Source organism: Burkholderia sp. 28_3, from assembly GCF_003253915.1.
GTDB classification, from domain to species: domain Bacteria; phylum Pseudomonadota; class Gammaproteobacteria; order Burkholderiales; family Burkholderiaceae; genus Burkholderia; species Burkholderia cenocepacia.
In genome coordinates this window covers 80227-100567 of record NZ_QKZF01000007.1, presented here as the reverse complement: position 1 = coordinate 100567, position 20341 = coordinate 80227, and the positions used below count along the sequence as shown (strand labels likewise).

The 20341-nt window shown below is 69.2% G+C and carries 15 protein-coding genes; 6 read left to right on the top strand and 9 right to left on the bottom strand.

Features of this window, described 5'->3' with window-relative positions:
• The first annotated feature begins 227 nt into the window (after window positions 1-227).
• Genes hpnD through DFS13_RS17220 form a run of 4 tightly spaced genes read left to right on the top strand, consistent with a single transcriptional unit; the run spans window position 228 to window position 5040 of the window.
• On the top strand, window positions 228-1076 hold the full coding sequence (hpnD, locus tag DFS13_RS17235; protein ID WP_006485179.1) for a presqualene diphosphate synthase HpnD: 849 nt from the start codon (window positions 228-230) through the stop codon (window positions 1074-1076).
• Window positions 1077-1089: 13 nt separating this feature from the next.
• Entirely contained in the window at window positions 1090-2343 is a 1254-nt protein-coding gene (gene hpnE / locus DFS13_RS17230) for a hydroxysqualene dehydroxylase HpnE (protein ID WP_012493654.1), read from the top strand.
• Between the two features lie 12 nt (window positions 2344-2355).
• Entirely contained in the window at window positions 2356-4329 is a 1974-nt protein-coding gene (shc, locus tag DFS13_RS17225; RefSeq protein ID WP_006482092.1) for a squalene--hopene cyclase, read from the top strand.
• 3 nt (window positions 4330-4332) lie between these two features.
• Window positions 4333-5040, top strand: a complete 708-nt coding sequence (locus DFS13_RS17220; protein ID WP_006496236.1) for a phosphorylase — start codon at window positions 4333-4335, stop codon at window positions 5038-5040.
• A gap of 104 nt (window positions 5041-5144) precedes the next feature.
• Here the strand turns inward: DFS13_RS17220 and DFS13_RS17215 are convergent, their stop codons facing one another.
• Both DFS13_RS17215 and DFS13_RS17210 read right to left on the bottom strand, forming a co-directional pair.
• The gene (locus DFS13_RS17215; protein ID WP_034203112.1) at window positions 5145-6152 is read right to left on the bottom strand and encodes a VacJ family lipoprotein; all 1008 of its coding nucleotides are present in this window, start codon (window positions 6150-6152) and stop codon (window positions 5145-5147) included.
• Window positions 6145-8778 carry an MMPL family transporter gene (locus tag DFS13_RS17210; RefSeq protein WP_006496238.1) on the bottom strand — a complete coding sequence of 878 codons (2634 nt, stop codon included), beginning with the start codon at window positions 8776-8778 and terminating at the stop codon, window positions 6145-6147. Before DFS13_RS17210 ends, DFS13_RS17215 begins: the two co-directional genes overlap by 8 nt.
• Before the next feature lie 327 nt (window positions 8779-9105).
• On the opposite strand from DFS13_RS17210, the gene DFS13_RS17205 reads away from it, so the two are divergent.
• On the top strand, window positions 9106-9702 hold the full coding sequence (locus DFS13_RS17205; protein WP_006485934.1) for a phospholipid-binding protein MlaC: 597 nt from the start codon (window positions 9106-9108) through the stop codon (window positions 9700-9702).
• An 81-nt stretch (window positions 9703-9783) separates the two neighbouring features.
• Here the strand turns inward: DFS13_RS17205 and DFS13_RS17200 are convergent, their stop codons facing one another.
• Window positions 9784-10422, bottom strand: coding sequence for a TetR/AcrR family transcriptional regulator (locus DFS13_RS17200; RefSeq protein ID WP_111441912.1), 639 nt, complete (start codon window positions 10420-10422; stop codon window positions 9784-9786).
• Window positions 10423-10567: 145 nt separating this feature from the next.
• Here DFS13_RS17200 and DFS13_RS17195 point away from each other — a divergent pair, with 145 nt between their 5' ends.
• Window positions 10568-12088 carry an MFS transporter gene (locus DFS13_RS17195; RefSeq protein WP_062910156.1) on the top strand — a complete coding sequence of 507 codons (1521 nt, stop codon included), beginning with the start codon at window positions 10568-10570 and terminating at the stop codon, window positions 12086-12088.
• Between the two features lie 45 nt (window positions 12089-12133).
• Here the strand turns inward: DFS13_RS17195 and DFS13_RS17190 are convergent, their stop codons facing one another.
• The 6 genes from DFS13_RS17190 to glcF all read right to left on the bottom strand — a co-directional run bounded on the left by DFS13_RS17190 (window position 12134) and on the right by glcF (window position 20332).
• Entirely contained in the window at window positions 12134-12778 is a 645-nt protein-coding gene (locus DFS13_RS17190; protein ID WP_006485936.1) for a response regulator transcription factor, read from the bottom strand.
• Window positions 12779-12810: 32 nt separating this feature from the next.
• Complete coding sequence (locus DFS13_RS17185) at window positions 12811-14193, bottom strand: cache domain-containing protein (RefSeq protein WP_006496242.1); 1383 nt, start codon at window positions 14191-14193, stop codon at window positions 12811-12813.
• A 174-nt stretch (window positions 14194-14367) separates the two neighbouring features.
• The gene (locus DFS13_RS17180) at window positions 14368-15933 is read right to left on the bottom strand and encodes a sensor domain-containing diguanylate cyclase (protein WP_006494277.1); all 1566 of its coding nucleotides are present in this window, start codon (window positions 15931-15933) and stop codon (window positions 14368-14370) included.
• Window positions 15934-16470: 537 nt separating this feature from the next.
• Window positions 16471-18645 (bottom strand): malate synthase G, encoded by a 2175-nt coding sequence (locus DFS13_RS17175; RefSeq protein ID WP_048988876.1) that lies wholly within the window; start codon window positions 18643-18645, stop codon window positions 16471-16473.
• 39 nt (window positions 18646-18684) lie between these two features.
• Window positions 18685-19089 carry a heme-binding protein gene (locus DFS13_RS17170; RefSeq protein ID WP_111441911.1) on the bottom strand — a complete coding sequence of 135 codons (405 nt, stop codon included), beginning with the start codon at window positions 19087-19089 and terminating at the stop codon, window positions 18685-18687.
• 22 nt (window positions 19090-19111) lie between these two features.
• Entirely contained in the window at window positions 19112-20332 is a 1221-nt protein-coding gene (gene glcF / locus DFS13_RS17165) for a glycolate oxidase subunit GlcF (RefSeq protein ID WP_048988872.1), read from the bottom strand.
• Between the last annotated feature and the right edge of the window lie 9 nt (window positions 20333-20341).

Sequence of the window (20341 nt, the reverse complement as noted above, 5' to 3'; positions counted from 1 at the left end):
GCTGTGCGGGCCTCCCGACAGCGCTGAACGCCCCGCCAGACAGGGCGCGTGTCCGCCATCGAACTTCAAAGATTGCTATACTTTCGGCCAATTCCGGCTTCCGGCCGGTAATTTGTGCCTGTCTGCGTCGATCGTTCGCATATCTCGCACGCATTCGACGCCCTGACCATCCCAGCCGGGCATGGCTTCTTCAATCGCCCCGCGTGGGTGTCTCCGTGGAGCTCGTCTTGGCCGTTTCCCATTCCGTCGTGGACGAACAAGAAACCGACGCCGCTGCCGTCACATCGGGCAGTTCTTTCTATCTGGCGATGCGCATCCTGCCGGCCGTGCAGCGCGATGCGATGTTCCAGGTCTATGCGTTTTGCCGCGCGGTCGACGACATCGCCGACAGCGACCTGCCGCGCGCCGAGCGCAACGCGGGCCTCGATCGCTGGCGCGCGGACATCGACGCATGCTTCGCCGGCCGCCCGCCGCGCCACCTGGCCGCGCTCGATCGCGAGATCCGCGCGTTCAACCTGCAGCGCGACGATTTCCACGCGATGATCGACGGGATGGCGATGGACGCGGCGGAAGACATCTGCGCGCCCGACGAGCCGACGCTCGACCTCTTCTGCGACCGCGTCGCGAGCGCGGCCGGCCGGCTGTCGGTGAGGATTTTCGGGATGCCGGAAGCCGAAGGGATCACGCTGTCGCACCACCTCGGCCGCGCGCTGCAACTGACGAACATCCTGCGCGACATCGACGACGACGCGGCGATCAACCGCTGCTACCTGCCGCGCGAACTGCTCGCGCGCGAAGGCATCGCGATCACCGATCCGGCGACGATCGTGCGCGATCCGGCGCTGCCGCGCGTGTGCGCGACGCTCGTCGAGCGCGCGCTCGAGCATTTCCGCCAGGCCGACGCGGTGATGGATACCTGCCCGCGTGCGCAGGTGAAGGCGCCGCGCATCATGTCGGGCGCGTATCGCTGCATTCTCGAGGCCGCGATCGCACGCGGCTTTGCCGCGCCGCGCGCCCCGCTGCGCAAGCCGAAGGCGCGCATGCTGATGATCGCCGCGCGCTACGCGCTGTTCTGAGTCGACCGACGCGATGCCCAGAACCGTCCATGTGATCGGCGCAGGACTCGCGGGCTTGTCGGCCGCGGTCGAGCTGCAACGGCGCGGGCGGCGCATCGTGCTGCACGATGCGCATGCGCACGCCGGCGGCCGCTGCCGGTCGTGGTTCGACGGGACGCTGAACACGACGCTCGACAGCGGGCTGCACACGGTTTTCGCGGGGCAGCCGGCGACGCAGCGCTACCTGCGCGCGATCGGCGCGGCCGATCAGCTCGCCGGGCCCGCGCTGGCTGAATTCCCGGTGATGGACATCGCGTCGCAACAGCGCTGGACGCTGCGCTTCGGCAACGGCCGCTGGCCGTCGTGGCTGTTCGATGCCGCGTCGCGCGCGCCGGGCACGACGCCGCTCGACTACCTCGCGCTTGCGCCGCTCGCGCTCGCCCGCACGGGCCGCTCGCTCGCGCAGACGATGCGATGCGACGGCGTGCTGTGGGATCGCTGGCTGCGGCCGTACTTCCTCGGGGTACTGAATATCGAGCCGCGCCACGCGAGCGCCGAGCTCGCGCGCGCCGCGCTGTGCGGCACGTTCGCCGCGGGCGGCCCCGGTTGCCGTCCGCGCGTCGCGCGCCGCGGGCTCGGCAGCGCGTTCGTCGAACCGGCGCTGCGGATGCTGCAGTACGGCGGCGCGCAGATTCGCCTGAATTCGCGGCTCGACGCGTTCGAGTTCGGCGCGCACGGCAATGCGGTCGATGCGGTGTCGATCGGCGGCGAGCGCATCGATCTCGCGCCGGGCGACGCGGTCGTGCTGGCCGTGCCGCCCGAGGTCGCGCAGCCGCTCGTGCCGGAACTCGCCGCGCCCGACACGTTCAGCGCGGTCGTGACCGCGTATTTCGCGGTCGAAGCGTCGGCCGGCCATCCGCTGCAGACGACCGTCGTCAACGGCGTCGTCGATGCGGTGCGGAGCGGCGACGGCCAGCTCGCGGCGACGATCCGCGATGCGGGCCGCTGGCTCGACATGCCGCGCGACACGCTCGCGCGGCGCATCTGGGAAGACGTCGCGCGCGTGACCGGCGCGAACCCGGAAACCATCCCCGCGTGGCAGCTCGTCGTCGAGCCGCGCGCGGGCTTTGCGGCGGTGCCGTCGCAGGAAATGAAACGTCCGGCCGTGCGTACGCGCTGGACCAATCTTGTACTGGCGGGCGACTGGATTGCCACCGGCTTGCCCGCCACGATCGAGGGCGCGATCCGTTCCGGCCAGCTGGCCGCGGACGTGCTCCAGACGCAATAAAGAGAGGGACCGATGAACGATCTCACCGAAATGGCTACCTTGTCCGCCGGCGCCGTGCCGGCCGGCGTCGACGCGGCCGTCGCGCGGGCGACCGACGCGCTGCTGGCCGCGCAGCAAGCGGACGGCCACTGGGTCTACGAACTCGAGGCGGATTCGACGATTCCCGCCGAATACGTGCTGCTCGTCCACTATCTTGGCGAGACGCCGAACCTCGAGCTCGAACAGAAGATCGGCAAGTATCTGCGCCGCATCCAGCAGGCCGACGGCGGCTGGCCGCTGTTCACCGACGGTGCGCCGAACATCAGCGCGAGCGTGAAGGCCTACTTCGCGCTGAAGGTGATCGGCGACGACGAGAATGCCGAGCACATGCAGCGCGCGCGCCGCGCGATCCACGCGATGGGCGGCGCCGAGATGTCGAACGTGTTCACGCGCATCCAGCTCGCGCTGTACGGTGCGATTCCGTGGCGCGCGGTGCCGATGATGCCGGTCGAGATCATGCTGCTGCCGCAGTGGTTCCCGTTCCACCTGTCGAAGGTGTCGTACTGGGCGCGCACCGTGATCGTGCCGCTGCTCGTGCTGAACGCGAAGCGACCGCTTGCGAAGAACCCGCGCGGCGTGCGCATCGACGAGCTGTTCATCGACCCGCCGGTCAACGCCGGGCTGCTGCCGCGCCAGGGGCATCAGAGCCCGGGCTGGTTCGCGTTCTTCCGCGTGGTCGACCATGCGCTGCGCGCGGTCGACGGGCTGTTCCCGAGCTACACGCGCGAACGCGCGATCCGCCAGGCCGTGTCGTTCGTCGACGAGCGCCTGAACGGCGAGGACGGCCTCGGTGCGATCTATCCGGCGATGGCCAACTCGGTGATGATGTACGCCGCGCTCGGCTATGCGGAAGATCATCCGAACCGCGCGATCGCGCGCAAGTCGGTCGAGAAGCTGCTCGTCGTGCACGACGATGAAGCGTATTGCCAGCCGTGCCTGTCGCCGGTGTGGGACACGTCGCTCGCCGCGCATGCGCTGCTCGAAACCGGCGATGCGCGTGCGCAGGAAGCCGTGCTGCGCGGCCTCGAATGGCTGCGCCCGCTGCAGATCCTCGACGTGCGCGGCGACTGGATCTCGCGCCGCCCGAACGTGCGGCCCGGCGGCTGGGCGTTCCAGTACGCGAACGCGCACTACCCGGACGTCGACGATACGGCCGTGGTCGTGATGGCGATGGATCGCGCGCAAAAGCTCACGCAATCGGACACGTATCGCGAATCGATGGCGCGGGCGCGCGAATGGGTCGTCGGCATGCAGAGCAGCGACGGCGGCTGGGGCGCGTTCGAACCGGAAAACACGCAGTACTACCTGAACAACATTCCGTTCTCCGATCACGGCGCGCTGCTCGATCCGCCGACGGCCGACGTGTCGGGGCGCTGCCTGTCGATGCTGTCGCAGCTCGGCGAGACGCCGCTGAACAGCGAGCCGGCCCGCCGCGCGCTGGACTACATGCTGAAGGAACAGGAGCCGGACGGCAGCTGGTACGGCCGCTGGGGGATGAACTACGTGTACGGTACGTGGACCGCGCTGTGCTCGCTGAACGCGGCCGGCCTGACGCCGGACGACCCGCGCATGAAGCGCGGTGCGCAGTGGCTGCTGTCGATCCAGAACAAGGACGGCGGCTGGGGCGAGGACGGCGACAGCTACAAGCTGAACTACCGCGGTTACGAGCAGGCGCCGAGCACGGCGTCGCAGACGGCCTGGGCGCTGCTCGGCCTGATGGCGGCCGGCGAAGTGAACAACCCGGCCGTGGCGCGCGGCGTCGACTACCTGGTTGCCCAGCAGAACGAAGAAGGCCTGTGGGACGAGACGCGCTTCACCGCGACGGGCTTCCCGCGCGTGTTCTACTTGCGCTACCACGGCTATCGCAAGTTCTTCCCGCTGTGGGCGCTCGCGCGCTACCGCAACCTGAAGCGCGCGAACGCGACGCGCGTGACGGTCGGGATGTAACGCGTGGCGACGACGCAGCACAACGGCGCATTGCCCGTCATCGCGGTGACGGGGATGGCGTTCGAGGCGCGCATCGCACGCGGTGACGGCGTCGAGGCGGTGTTCGCCGCGCGGGCCGACCGGCTCGAGCGCGCGCTCGCCGATGCGACCGCGCACGGTTGCGCGGGTATCGTGAGCTTTGGCACGGCGGGCGGCCTCGCGCCCGATCTCGCGCCCGGTGCGCTCGTGATCGCGAACGCGATCGACGGGCCGTTCGGCCGCGTGGAGACCGATGCGGGCTGGAGCGCGCGGCTCGTCGCCGCGCTGCAAGACACGCCGGTGTGGGCGCGCGTCACGCGCGGCACGATGGCGGCCGTCGGCGCGCCGGTCGTCAGCGAACAGGACAAGGCGTCGCTGCATCACGCGAAGGGCGCGCTGGCCGTCGACATGGAGTCGCACATCGCGGCGGCCTTCGCGGCCGCGCGCGGCGTGCCGTTCGCGGTGTGCCGCGCGATCGTCGATCCGGCGTGGCGCACGCTGCCGCGTGCGGCGACGGCCGGCCTGCGCGACGACGGCAGCACGGCGATCCTGCCGATCCTGCGCGAACTGCTGAAGCAGCCGTCGCAGCTCGGCCCGCTGCTGCAGGTCGCCAGCGATGCGCGCGCGGCGCGCACGACGCTGATCCAGGCCCGGCACGCGTTCGAGCGGGCGGGCGCGATGCGGATCGTTTGAGCGGCGCGCGCCGCTTTTTCTCCCCTCTTCGCGTTTTGCGCGGACAAAAAAAGCGCGCTGCATGATGCAGCGCGCTTTGTTCTTGCGCGGTCGCCGTGGTGGCGTTACTGCGCGGCCGGATTGCTCGCGGGCAGCGTCGGCATCGCCGGCGCGATCGGCGCGCCGTTGGCGGCCGGCGCCGTCGTGGCGCCCGACGATGCCGGGACCGATGCAGCCGCCGGCGCGCTCGCGGGCATCGCACTATCCGCACCCGGATCGTCGTACTGCGGCAATCCCGGCGCGGCCGGTGCGTTGTTCGGCGTGGCGCCCGATGCGCCGCCCGACTCGCCCGGATCCTCGTAGTTCGGCAAGCCGCCCGGCATGGTCGGCGTAGCCGCCGGCACCGCACCGGCTTCACCCGGCTCCGCGTAGTTCGGCGCCGCGGCCGATGCCGACTGGCCGTGGTACGTGAGCGACTTGCGCTGCTGCAGGTACGCGTCGCGCACGAACGAATACGGATCGAGCGCGGCCTGCTTCAGCAGGTCGGTCGCGCCGAGCAGGTCCGAACGCGCGCTGATGAACTGCGCGATGTACATCGGATTGCGCGCGGCCGGCTCGATGTAGTTCAGCAGGTTGAAGCGCACGTCCACCGCGCGGCCGACGCCGTCGCGGATCGTGCTCGGCCCGAACACGGGCAGCACGAGATACGGGCCGGACGGCATGCCCCAGCGCGCCATCGTCAGTCCGAAATCCTGGTGATGCTTCGGCAGCCCGGCCGGCGTCGCGATGTCGATCAGGCCGGCGACGCCGAACACCGAGTTCATCGCCACGCGCATCAGATCCTGCGTCGCATCGGTGATGCGCAACTGCAGCAGGTTGTTCGCCATGTTGCCGAGATCGCCGAGGTTCGAGAAGAAGTTGCTGATCGCGGTGCGTACCGGCGTCGGCGTGACTTTCTGGTAGCCCTTCGCGATCGGCTGGGCGATGTTCGTGTCGACCGTGTCGTTGAACTTGTACATCGCCCGGTTCATCGGCTCGAGCGGGTCGTTGGGATTGCGGTTCGGTCCCGTCGCGCAGCCGGTCAGCATCGCGCTGGCGGCGACGGTCGCCGCAATGATTCGCACCTTATTCATTGATTCCTTGCGATTGGTTCTTGGCGCGTTTGACGCGCGGTTTGCCCATCAGGACGGGCTGGAACACCACGGCGCCGATCAGCGTACAGGTCAGGGCCAGCGCGAGCAGCTTGCCCATGCTCGACGTGCCCGGATGATGCGACAGCCACAGGCTGCCGAAGGCGGTCGCCGTCGTCGCGGCGCTGAACAGCACGGCATGCGTGAGGCTCGAATGCAGCAGCCCCGTCTGTCCCGCGCGCCACGCCATCACGAAATACACCTTGAACGCGACGCCGACGCCGAGCATCAGCGGCAGCGCGATGATGTTCGCGAAGTTCAGCGACATGCCGAGCACGACGCACATCTCGAGCGTCACGATGCCCGACACGAGCAGCGGCACCAGCGTGCGCAGCACGTCGCCGAAGCGGCGCAACGTGACCCACAGCAGGATCGTGATCGAGATGATCGACCACAGCGCCGCATGCAGGAACGCGTTGATGATCGTGTCGGCCGAATGCAGGATCGAGATCGGCCCGCCGGTCGCGCCCGGTTCCGCGGCCTTCACGGCCTTGGCGAAACGGCGCAGCATCGTGTCGTCGTTCGGGTCGACGCCCTTCGGCACCTTCGGCGAGATCTGCACGAGCGCGTGGCCGTCCGGCGCGACCCAGTCGCGCACGACTTGCGGCGGCAGCGATTCGCGCGTGATGTCCTGCGGCTGCAGCAGCGAAGCGAGCTGGTCGAGCGCGATGCGTAGCGTATCGGAGAACGCGCGTTCGGCACGGTCGCGCGTCGCGCTGTCGGCGGCGGCGAGCTTCGCGAGCGACGCGGACAGGTGCTGCGCGGCGGCGGCGCCCGGGCCGGGGTGATCTTCGGCTGCATAGCTCAGCAGATCCGACACGCGCTTGAGCGCGGCCACGCGTTGCGCGTCGGTCGCGGGCGGCGCGGCCGGCTGCGTCAGCGCGGGCAGCAGCTCGCTCGCGGCCGCGGCGATCGCCGCGCGCTTGGCCGGCTGGTCGGCGGGGATGAAGGTCGACAGCGTGGTCGTGCGGCCGACTTCGGGCAGCGCGTCGAGGCGCTTCGCGGCCGCATCGGCTTGCGCGAGCGACGGCGCGAGCAGCGTGACGTCGTTGACGGCGGCTTCCGGCGAATCCTTCAGCGCGAGCAGCGTCGCCATCGATTCGCTGTTCGGATCTTTCAGGTGCAGCGGGTTGAAGTCGAAATGCAGGAACGCGAGCAGTGGCAGCGCGCCGATCACGACCGCGAGCGTGCCGATCAGGATCGGCTTGCGGTGGCGATCGAGGTAATCGTCGACCGGCGCGAGCCACGGAAAGCCCGGCGTCTTCGATTCGCCCGGCGGCGCGAACAGGCGCAGCAGCGCGGGCAGCAGCGTGAGCGTGGTCAGCAGCGCGACGAACATCCCGACGCCCGCGATCAGCCCGAGCTCGGACACGCCGCGATACGCGGTGGGGATGAACGAGAAGAAGCTCGCCGCGACGGCCGCGGTGGCCAGCGCGAGCGGCATGCCCATCGAGTGCGCGGCGCCGATCAGCGCGTGATCGATGCGCGAATCGCGGAAGCGTTCCTCGCGGTACTTCACGCCGTACTGGATCGAGAAATCGACGCCGAGGCCGACGAACAGCACCATGAACGCGACCGAGATCATGTTCAGCGAGCCGACCATCGCGAGGCCGAGTGCGGCCGTCACGACGAGGCCGACGAACAGCGTGACGAGCACCGAGCCGATCATCCGCTTCGAGCGCAGCGCGAGCCACAGGATCACGAGCACGGCGAGCAGCGTGAGCACGCCGTTGAGCGCGGCGCCGTCTTCGACCGACGCGAATTCATCGTCGGCGAGCGGCTGTTCGCCGGTCAGGCGCACGGCCGCGCCGTAGCGCTTCTCGAGGTCGAGCGACCGGGCCGCGTCGCGGATCACCTGGCTCGTCGCCGCGCCGGCCTTCAGCGCGCCGTAGTTGACCACCGGCTGCACGGTGACGAACGCGCGCGCGGGCTGCCGCGCGGCATCGTTGTCGACCAGCGCGCGCCACGAGAACGCGGCCGGCTTGCCGGCCAGCACGTCGTCGACCGTCGCGGCGCTGCGCGCGAGCAGCTTCGCCATCGCGGGCAGCTTCACCTGGCCGGTCAGGAGCGGCTGGCCGAGCGTGGTGGACAGCGTGGTGGCGAGCCCGGTGAGGCTCGGGTTCTTCGCGAGTTCGTTGACGAGCGGGCGCGCGCTCGCGAGCTGCGCGGTCGTATCGGTGACGTCCTGCGGCGACAGGAACAGCAGCCCGTTGTGCTCGAAGAACGGTCCGCCGCCCGGCTCGGCGACGGGGCCGATGCGGCCGGCGGCGGCGTCCTTCTGCAGCGCTTCGGTCAGCGCGTGCGCGGCGGCCGTCGCGAATTCGGGCGCGGGCGCCTCGACGACCGCGAGGATCGTGCCGTTGCGTTGCGGGAACGCCTTGTCGACGGCTTGCCCGAGCGCGGCCCATTGCGGCTCCGCATCGACGAGCTTGCTGATGTCGGTGTTGATCTTGAAATGCTGCGCGACGTAGACGCCGCTGAAGGCGGCGATGACGAGCGACAGGACGACGACCCAGACGGGGCGGCGCACCGACCACGCAACGAGTCGGACGATGAGAGATGTCACCATGTGGCGGTGGGGAGCGGCTGGCAAGGGCAAAGTAGCCAAGTATACCGGCGCGGGGCGGCGACGGTCGTGACGTTGGGGAGATTCGGGGCGGGAAGGATATTTGCTCGCGACGTTGGAATCGGATCGCGCGGCCGGTCCATTTGTATGGGGATATTTACATAATCGACGCGGCGCTGCGCCGCCACGCCGCCGCGCCGCCTGTGACAAACGGCGCTGAAAGGTAACAGTCGGTCACCGGGCGGCAGCGGGGCGTCAGGCCCGGTATACTTTGCTCCACCGGCCGATGCAAAGAGCCGGCCGTTTTTTCCCATCGAGTGCGAAATTCGTATGAAACGTCATCTGTTTGCTTTCGTCGCGGCGGCCGCCGTGTCGGTTTCCGCTTTCGCGCAGAGCGCGCCGGTCGATATCGTCCGCACGGCGGTCGAGGGCACCGTCAACGCGATGAAGGCCGATCCGGCCGCGCGCGGCGGTGACATGGCGAAGGTCACGCAGGTCGTCGAGCAGCGCTTCCTGCCCGCGACCAACTTCGAGCGCACGACCCGCATCGCGGTCGGCGACGCGTGGAAGCAGGCCACGCCGCAACAGCAGCAGGAGCTGTACAAGCAGTTCCGGTTGCTGATGACGCGCACCTATGCCGCGTCGCTCGCGCAGCTCGGCGGCCAGGACGCGAAGTTCTCGTTCAAGGCCGGCGGCGCGTCGGGCGCCGATGCGCTGGTGCAGTCGACGGTGACGACGCCGGGCGACAGCCAGTCGGTCGGCTATCGTCTCGGCAAGGTCGGCAACGACTGGAAGATCTACGACATCGACATGTCGGGTGCGTGGCTGATCCAGGTCTACCAGGGCCAGTTCAAGAGCCAGCTCGCGACGGGCGGGATCGACGGCCTGATCGCGTATCTGCAGAAGCACAATTCGCGGACCAACTGACGACCGCTGCAAGGCTGCGGTCTGGATGGACGAAGGGCGCCCCCGGGCGCCCTTTTTTCATCGCGGCGCGTCGGCCGCGCGTCATGCGCCGACGCCGAGCATCCGCAGGCAATCGTCGACCACCGCATCGACGAACGCGGCGCGATCCGTTTGCGGCGCCGCGATGATGTGATCGGTCGCGCCGTGCACACCGGCATAGATCAGCAGCGCGGTGACCTGCGGGTGCGCGAGCCGCCACGTGCCGGCCCGGGCGCCGCCGTCGAGAATCGCGCCGAGCTGCTCGAGGATCGCGTTCTTGTCGGCATTCTCGCGATCGTGGTGGTGATGGTTCGTGTAGACGATGTCGTGCGTGCGATAGGTTGCGGCGTAGATGTCGATGCTGGCGCGGATCCATGCGCGCAGGCGCGCGAGCCAGTCGTCGGCGTCGCACGCGTCCACCGCCTGCTGCAACTGGTCGAGGAACGATGCGGTGTAGCGCTGCGCGAGCGCCGCGAGCATGTCGGTCTTCGATTCGAAGTAGTGATAGAACGTGCCCTTCGCGACCTGCGCGTGCTCGACGATCTCGCTGATGGTGGTCGCTTCGACGCCCTGCGCGAGGAACAGCGTCTCGGCCGCGGCCATCAGTTCATCGAGGCGGACTTCCGCCGGCTTCGTGCGCGGCTTGCCCGCCGGCGCGTCGTCTTTCACTGTCCTGATCCCTGCCTTGGTCCTGTCCGTCATCGCGCGGCTCGACGCCCGTTCATGCAAAGCCCGCAGTTTAGGCCAGCGCCCCCGTTTACGGCCAACATGATCCATTGACCGACGGTCAGTCGATATATAAGATGAGAATCATTCTCATCAATGGGCCCGTCGCGGGTCGACCGCCATGTCTCGCTACCGTCGCGCCGCACTCGTCCTGGCCGCCTGTCTCGGCACCTTTCTCGCCACGCTCGACATCAGCATCGTCAACGTCGCGTTGCCGACGCTGCAGACGGCGCTCGATACCGATATCGGCGGCCTGCAGTGGGTCGTCAATGCGTACGCGCTCGCGCTGTCCGCGTTCATGCTGTCGGCCGGCCCGCTCGGCGACCGCTACGGTCACAAGCGCGTGTGGCTCGCGAGCGTGATCCTGTTCACGGCCGGTTCGATCGTCTGTGCGTGCGCGGGCCGGATCGGGCCGCTGCTGGCCGGCCGCGCGATCCAGGGGCTCGCCGGCGCGTTGCTGATTCCCGGCGCGATGCCGATCCTCACGCATGCGTTTCCCGATGCGCGCGAACGCGCCCGCGTGATCGGTGGCTGGTCGGCGTTCAGTGCGCTCGCGCTGATCCTCGGGCCGCTGCTGGGCGGCCTGCTCGTCGAGCATGGCGGATGGCAGGACATCTTCCTCGTCAACGTGCCGATCGGCATCGTGGCCGTGCTGCTCGGAGCCTGGGGCATTCCGGAGCGCCGGCATCCGGCGCATGCGGCGTTCGATCCGTTCGGGCAGGCGCTGAGCGTGGTGTGGCTCGGGTTGCTGACCTACGGGCTGATCGGGATCGGCCAAGCCGGTGTGTCGCAGGTGAAGGTGCTGGCGCCGCTGGCGGGCGCCGCGGTGGCGTTCGTCGTCTTCGTCCGGGTCGAAACGCGGGTCGAGCGGCCGCTGCTGCCGGTGTGGCTGTTTCGCGACCGGCGGCTGGTGCGCGCGAATCTCGCGTCGTTCGTGCTCGGGTTCTCCGGGTACAGCAGCCTGTTCTTCCTGTCGCTGTTCCTGCAGCAGGCGCAGGGTCGTGCGCCCGCCGCGGCCGGCTGGCAACTGATGCCGCAGTTCGTGATGACGGCGATCACGTCGATGCTGTTCGGGCGCATCGCGGCACGCATGCCGCTGCATACGCTGATGGTGGCCGGGTACGGGCTGATCGGCACGATGCTCGCGATCATGGCCGGCTTCGGTGCGACAACCCCCTACGCGGCGGTCGGCGTGGTGCTGGCGCTGCTCGGCGTCGGCATGGGGCTCGCGGTGCCGGCGACCGGCATGACCGTGATGGAACTGGCGCCGGCCGAGCGCGCGGGCATGGCGTCGGCGACGATGAACGCATTGCGCCAGACCGGGATGAGCCTGGGCATCGCGGTGCTCGGCAGCATGATGAGCGTCGGCGCGTTGCACCGGATGACGGCCGCGATGCACGCGGCGGGCGGTGCGCACGCGGATACGCTTGCGCGGCAGGCCGTGATGGAGCACGTGCTCGCGGCCGGGCGGCCCGACATGCTCGGCGCGTATCGGGATGCGATGGCGCACGGGTTTTCGCTCGCGATCCTGTGTTCCGGAATCCTCAGTATGGTGATCGCGCTGATGTTGACGATGCGACGTGAAAAGGCGCAGCAAGCGGCCGTGTCGTGCGTGACGTCTTCACGGCCGGAGCCGGAATGAGAAGGCGCGCGGGCGGGTCGCGGCGGATCGGTTCGACAGGCGTGCCTACCGCCGCCGATGCTCGACCGCGAACTTGATCAGCTCGGCCTGCCCTTCGATCTCCAGCTTGCGCTTCAGGTTGAGCCGGTGCGTCTCGACCGTGCGCACCGACAGCCCCGTCTGTTGCGCGATCTGCTTGCTCGACAGCCCCTCGGCCAGCGCGTCGAGGATGTCGCGCTCGCGCGGCGTCAACCGGTCCAGCGGCGACGCGGTCGCGCTCGCCTGGATCATGCGCGCGGCCAGCCCTTCGCTGAAGAACGTCTGCCCGGCCAGCACGGCGCCGATCGCGCGGACGATCTCGCTCGCGGGCGAATCCTTCAGCAGATAGCCGCTCGCGCCGGCACGCACCGCCTGCGTCACGTACTCGATGTTGTCGTGCATCGACAGCATCAGCACGCGAATGCCCGGAAAGCGCTCGTGGAATACGCCGGCGAGCGTGATGCCGTTCATGCCGTTCATGCCGACGTCCATCAGCGCGAGATCGGGTTCGAGCGACGCGGCGAGCGCGAGCGCCTCGTCCGCGTTGCCGGCCTCGCCGACCACCGACAGATCGGCCGCTTCGAGCCGCATCCGCAAGCCGTCGCGTACGAGCGGGTGGTCGTCGACGAGCAGCAGTCGGGCGGCGGGCCGGGCGGTATCGGGGGCGCTCATGCGTGAAAGGTCTCCTGTAATGGGGCGCGTCGTCACGCCGCGCTGCGCAGCGGCACGCGTGCGGCGACGATCGTGTGGCCCACTTGCGACGTGATCGTCAGCGTGCCGCCGAGCGCGTCGAGGCGCTCGCGCATGTTGCGCAGGCCGATGCCGCGGCGCGCGTCGGCCTGCGAGCGTTCGGCGTCGAAGCCGCAGCCGTTGTCGGCAATGGTCAGCGTGACGGTTTGCGCGCCGACGTCGAGCGTGACGGCCGCGCGCGACGCCCGCGCATGATGCACGATGTTGCTCAGCGCTTCCTGCGCGATCCGGAACAGCGCGGTGTTGACGGCTTCGGGCAAGGGCTGCGTGCCGCTGTGCGCGACCTGCGTATAGCCGATGTCGATGCCGCTCTCGGCGCCGAGCTCGCGCACGAGTTGCTCGAGCGCGGCCGCGAGGCCGAGATCGTCGAGCATCGACGGCCGCAGCGCATGCGAGATGCGCCGGACTTCGCGCAGCGTATCGCCGAGCCGCCCGACACCCGACGCGAGCGCCTGCTCGGCTTCGGGCACGCGCGACGTGCCGCGCTCGAAGCGCGCGAGCGCGGATTCGAGCATCAGCTTCGCGGACACCATCATCTGGCTGATCCCGTCGTGCAGTTCGCGGGACAGCCGCGCGCGCTCCTGCTCCTGCGATTCGACGACGCGCTGCGCGAGCTGCTTGAGTTTCGCGTCGGCGCTGCGCGACTCGCTGACGTTCAGCACCAGCGCGCACACGGCGATCGCCGCCGCGCCGGTGAGCGCGATCGCGGTGAGCCAGCTCATCGTGCGCTCGATGTTCGCGGACGCGCGCGCGTCGATGCGCTGCAGCGCGGTGTCGACGTCGTCGAGATAGATGCCGGTGCCGACCATCCAGCCCCAGCGCTCGAGCGCGACGACGTAGCCGAGCTTCGGCGCGACGCGGCCCGTCGACGGCCGCTGCCATGCGTAGCGCACATAGCCGCCGCCCTGCGACGCCGCGCCGATCAGCTTCTGGATGGTCAGCGCGCCCTGCGGGTCGCGCATCGACCAGAAGTTGTGGCCGACGCGTTCGGGCTCGCGCGGATGCATCAGCGAATTGCCGTGCAGGTCATACACGAAGAAATAGCCGTCCGGGCCGAAATCCATCTTCTGCAGCATCGCGAGCGCCTGCGTACGCAGCAGCGCGTCGTCGCGCGCATTGCGGCCGCTCGCGTCGTAGAGCGGCATGATCGCGCTCGTCGCGAGCTCGACGTAGTGTTTCAGCTCGACTTCCTTGCTCGACAGGTACGCGGCCTGGATCGTCGCGTGCTGCGTGCGCGCAAGCGACGTCGCCTGCTGGCGCACGCCGAAGCCGATGCCGGCGATCGCGAGCAGGAACGGCACGATGGCCAGAAGGAAGATCTTTGCCTTGAGTCTCATGGTGGTGCGAAGCGGCCGCGAACCGGCGCGGCCGTGGTGCGGCTGGCCAGGCGCGGCCAGCCAGGCGCGGCCCGGCCGGGGACGTCGGCCGCGCGGTGGCGCGGTGGCGTATCGAGCCGATATTGTCGGTGATTTTGCCTGCGGACGGCGGCGGCCCCGCCGCTGCCCGTACGCTCAGGCCCGCCGCGACTGGCGTTCGTCGGGCGGCGTGGCCGCCTGCACGACGATGCGGTTGCGCCCGCCTTCCTTCGCCCGGTACAGCGCATCGTCGGCCAGCTTCAGCGCGGCCTGGATGTTGTCGTCGCGTTCGGGATAGCTGGTCGTCACGCCGATGCTCACCGTCAGCCGGCCGACCGTGCCGGCGTCGTGGCGGATGCCGAGATCGAGGACGCCCGTGCGGATCGTTTCGGCGATCGTCACCGCGCCGTCCGAGTCGATGTCCGGCAGCACCACGACGAATTCCTCGCCGCCATAGCGCGCCGCATAGTCGGCCGGGCGGCGCAGGCAGCCGGCGATGCAGTGGCCGACCGCGGCGAGGGCGTCGTCGCCGGCCTGGTGGCCCTGCGTGTCGTTGTAGCGCTTGAAGTAATCGACGTCGATGAACAGCAGCGACAGCGCATGTTGCGAGCGCGCGGCACGCCGCCATTCGCGCGCGAGCGTGACGTCGAGCATCCGGCGGTTGTCGAGGCCCGTCAGGCCGTCGGTGCGCGCGAGCGCCTGCAGCTCGGTTTCCGCGCGATGACGCTTGCGCAATTGCACGTCGAGCAGCAGCGACAGGCCGACGAAGCCGATCGCGAGCACGACCATCGCGGAGCCGATCGGGATCGCACGGTCGTACCACGCGGCGTAGGTGTCCGCTTCCGAGCGCGCGACCATGACGATCAGCGGCAGGCCGTCGAGGTGCCGGAACACGTACAGGCGTCGCACGCCGTCGATCGACGCGGTATCGGCGAAGCTCCCTTCGCTGGCGGTCATGAAATGCCGGAACGTGCTCGCGCGACTGATGTCGCGGCCGACAATCCTGGGGTCGTAGGGCTCGCGCGCGACCATCTTGCCGTCCGTGTTGATCAGGGCAACCGAGCCGCGATCGCCGAGCGACAGGCGCGAGAACAGATTCTGGAAATATTCGAGCCGGATCGACATCACCGCGACGCCGCCGAACGACCCGTCGGGCCGCGTGATTCGCCGGCTGAGCGCGATGCTCGGCGAGCCGCCGCGCAGCCGCGAATGATACGGGGGGCTCACGTACAGGCCGATCTCGGGGTGGTCGCGGGGCACGGTGAAGTACGGTTCGTTCGCGAAGTTGGCCTTGCGCGGCACGTCGCTCTTGCCGTCGACCGCGATGTCGCCCTTTGCGTCGAGCACGTAGATGCCGCCGAGGTACTTGGCCGTCGTCGCGCGGTCGAACAGCACCTGGCGGCGCAGCGGCATCGGCAGCTTGGTGACGTCGGGGTCGTTCGCGCCTTCGACGACCGCCTGCAGCGACAGCGAATAGATCTCGATGTTGCGTTCGATGTCCCACGACGCCATCAGCGCGAGATTCTGCTGCATGCTGCGCGAACGGTCGCGCGCGTCGATGCGGCCTTCGTACAGCACGATTCCGCACAGGAGCAGCAGGATCAGCGCGATCAGCAGCCCCGTATAGAAGATCAGGTGCGGCAGCAGGAACCGGCGCAGATGAGCGGCGACACGGCTCGTCAGGCCGGATTCGCTGGGCATTGCGTAGTCGGTTTCGGCCATGGTCCGTGGATCGGGGGCATCGTCGCCGGGCGGCGGGTCGATGCGATTGTTCGTATGACTACCGGTGGCGATCCGGTGCGCAGCCCTCTGCCCGTGCCAGCCTTTCGTTCAGCGGAAAAAACGGCCGCCGATTATCGACAATCGCGACCGGATAAACCCTATATTCACAGGTAAACATTGACTGCAATTCGACGATCTGACGAATTGCGTGATGCGAATTCCACGGAGTATAACGCGCGTGTTTGCGTGCGCGGAAAATGTTGCATCCTGTTGATCGGGGTCAAATTACGGTGTAATCCCGGGCTTGCCAATATCGGGCGCAGCGTTGCGGCGCAAGGCTTCGCGGGGGAGCGGGGAGGTCGCGCCGACGGTTGCGGATACCGGCGGATTAATGGTGGGCCGGCGACAGGCGCCGATTATCGGTTTCAACGCTCGGCTGAACGCGAATATGAAAACGGGCAGCCGCGAGGCTGCCCGTTTCGCGAGGCCGGCGTACGGCCGGCGCCCGGCATGCGGGACGAACCCGCATGCGCAGGTTCATGCGCCGCGCTGTTGCGCCTTGAACGCGAGCCGGAACTGATGCAGCAGCGGCTCGGTATAACCGCTCGGCTGCGACGTACCTTGCAGCGCGAGCGCGCACGCGGCCTGGAACGCGGTCGACTGGTCGTAGCCGGGCGCCATCGGGCGATAGTTCGGATCGCCGGCGTTCTGCTGGTCGACGACGCGCGCCATCCGCTTGAACACGTCGAGCACGAATGCCTCGGTGATCACGCCGTGGCGCAGCCAGTTCGCGATGTGTTGGCTCGAAATGCGCAGCGTCGCGCGATCTTCCATCAGGCCGACGTCGTGGATGTCCGGCACCTTCGAGCAGCCGACGCCCTGTTCGACCCAGCGCACGACGTAGCCGAGGATGCCCTGCGCGTTGTTCTCGACCTCGCTCAGGATTTCCGCCTCGCTCCACGCGGCACGCTCGACGACCGGCACGGTCAGCAACCCTTCGAGCAGTGCGTCGCGCTCGCTCGCGTACGGCGTCTTCTCGAGTTCCTGCTGGACGGCCTGCACGTCGACGAGGTGGTAGTGCAGCGCGTGCAGCGTCGCGGCGGTCGGCGACGGCACCCATGCGGTGTTCGCGCCGGCGCGCGGATGCGCGATCTTCTGCTCGAGCATCGCATGCATCAGGTCCGGCATCGCCCACATGCCCTTGCCGATCTGCGCGCGGCCGCGCAGGCCGGCCGACAGGCCCGCGAGCACGTTGTTGCGCTCGTACGACTGGATCCACGCCGACGACTTCATGTCGCCCTTGCGGATCATCGGGCCCGCTTCCATCGCGGTGTGCATCTCGTCGCCGGTGCGGTCGAGGAAGCCGGTGTTGATGAACGCCACGCGCGCGGCGGCGGCGGCGATACATGCGGCGAGGTTCACGCTGGTGCGGCGCTCCTCGTCCATGATGCCCATCTTCAGCGTGTTGCGCGGCAGGCCGTACAGATCCTCGATGCGCGCGAACAGCGTGTCGGCGAACGCGACTTCCACCGGGCCGTGCATCTTCGGCTTCACGATGTAGATCGAGCCCGTGCGCGAATTGCGCTTCGCCTTCAGGTCGTGCAGCGCGCACAGCACCGTGACGACGCCGTCGAGAATCCCTTCCGGAATCTCGTTGCCGTCGCGGTCGAGCACCGCGCCGTTGGTCATCAGGTGGCCGACGTTGCGCACGAACAGCAGCGAGCGGCCATGCAGCGACAGCGTGCCGCCGGCGGGCGTCGTGTACTCGCGATCGGCGTTCAGGCGGCGCGTGAAGGTCTTGCCGCCCTTCGCGACTTCCTCGACCAGCGTGCCCTGCATCAGGCCGAGCCAGTTGCGGTAGAGCTGGACCTTGTCGTCGGCGTCGACCGCCGCGACCGAATCCTCGCAGTCGATGATCGTGCTGACCGCGGCTTCGAGCACGACGTCCTTCACGTTCGCGAGGTCGGCGCGGCCGATCGGCGTCGACGCGTCGATCTGGATCTCGAGGTGCAGGCCGTTGTGCTTCAGCAGGATCGCGGACGGCGCATCGGCCGCGCCCTGGTAGCCGACGAACTGCGCGGGCTGCGCGAGCGCGACGTTGCCCTGCGCGGTTTCGACCGCGAGCTGGCCGTCCTGCACGCGGTAGCGCAGCGCGTCGCGGTGCGAGCCGCTCGCGAGCGGCGCCGCGGTGTCGAGCACGTTGCGCGCGTAGTCGATCACGCGCTGGCCGCGCGTCGGGTTGTAGGCCGACGTGCGTTCGGCGCCGCCGTCTTCGGGTAGTGCGTCGGTGCCGTACAGCGCGTCGTACAGGCTGCCCCAGCGCGCGTTCGCGGCGTTCAGCGCATAGCGTGCGTTCGACAGCGGCACGACGAGCTGCGGGCCGGCCTGCGTGGCGATCTCGCTGTCGACGTTCGCGGTGGCTGCCGCGACGTTCGACGGGACCGGCACGAGGTAGCCGATTCGTTCGAGGAATGCGCGATACGCGGCATGGTCGCGAACCGGGCCGGGGTGCGCGCGATGCCACGCGTCGAGTTCCTGCTGCAGGCGGTCGCGTTCGGCGAGCAGCTCGCGGTTGCGCGGCGCGAGGTCGTGCACCAGGGCCGAGAAACCGCTCCAGAACGCGGCCTTGTCGATGCCGGTGCCCGGCAGCGCTTCGTTTTCAATGAACTGGCTCAGCGCTGGCGCGACTTGCAGTCCTGCTTGGTCGATCATCGTGAATCCTCCCGGGGAAAATGCGCGCGGTTTGGCTGGTTATTCCGCGACGCTCTGTGTACCGGCGCGGGCGATCTGCGCGTCCTGTTCGGACTTTACGCCAGACACACCGATCGCGCCTGCAATCCGGCCGCCGACCGTGACCGGCACGCCGCCTTCGAGCAAGCCCGTCAGCGGCGCGCTCAGAAACGCGGTGCGGCCACCGTTGATCATATCCTCATACGCCTTCGTCTCGCGACGGCCGAGCGCCGCCGCGCGGGCCTTGTCCTGCGCGAGGGCGCTGCTGGCCGGCGATGCGCCGTTCAGTCGAGCGAACGCGAGCAGGTGGCCGCCGTCGTCGACGACGGCGATCGACACGGCCCAGCCGTGGCGTTCCGCTTCCGCGCGCGCCGCGGCGAGCATGCGCTCGGCATCGGCCAGTTCGAGTTCGGGTTTCGTTTGCATGGGTTTCCTCCGGAAGCGGCGGTCAGGTGACCAGCCGGTTGTCGACGAGCTCGATCCAGTGGCGCACGGGCGTGCGGCCCGCGCCGTTCAGATGAGTCTGGCAGCCGACGTTGGCGGTGACAATCAGGTCCGGCTGCGCCGCTTCGAGCGCATCGAGCTTGTTGTCGCGTAGTGTCGTCGCGAGGTCGGGTTGCGTCAGCGCATACGTGCCGGCCGAGCCGCAGCACAGATGGCCGTCGGCGACATTCGTCAGATCGAAGCCCAGCCGCGTCAGGATGCGCTCGACCGCACCGCCGAGGCGCTGCGCGTGCTGCAGCGTGCACGGGCAATGGACCGCGACGCGCCGTGGCGTCGCATCGGCGAGTGCGTCGAGCGGCTCGGCCGCGATCACTTCGGCCAGATCGCGCGCGAGCGCGCTGACGCGCCGCGCCTTCTCCGCATAGACGGGGTCGGAGCGCAGCAGGTCGCCGTATTCCTTCACGAACGCGCCGCAGCCGCTCGCGGTCAGCACGATCGCCTCCGCACCGGCCTCGATCGCGGGCCACCATGCGTCGATGTTGCGGCGCGCGCGCTGAAGGCCCGCATCCTGCGCGTTCAGGTGATATTCGGTCGCGCCGCAGCAGCCGGCTTCGCGCGCGGGGCTCACGCTGATGCCGAGCCGGTCGAGCACGCGCGCGGCAGCCGCATTGGTGTTCGGCGACAGCGACGGCTGCACGCAGCCCTCGAGCATCAGCACGCGCCGTGCATGACGCACGGCCGGGCGCGGCGCGGCGGCGGGCACGGCGGCCGGGATCTTGTCCCGCAGCGTGCCGGGCAGCAGCGGGCGCAGCGCGCGGCCGGCCTTCAGCAGCGCGGCGAACGTGGCCGGGCGCGGCACCACGTGACGCAACCCGGCGCGCAGCAGGCGTTCGCGCGCCGGCCGTTGCACGCGCTTTTCGGCTTCCGCGCGACCGATGTCGAGCAGCGTGTGATAGCGCACGCCGGACGGGCAGGTCGTCTCGCAGTTGCGGCACGTCAGGCAGCGGTCGAGATGCCGTTGCGTGCGTTCGCCGCACGGCTCGCCTTCGAGCAACTGCTTGATCAGGTAGATGCGGCCGCGCGGCCCGTCGAGCTCGTTGCCGAGCACCTGATAGGTCGGGCAGGTCGCATTGCAGAAGCCGCAGTGCACGCACGCGCGCAGGATCGCTTCCGCTTCGTCGGCCCGGGCGAGGGCCTTGCTTGCTTCGCTGAGATTGGTTTGCATCGGCGGGTC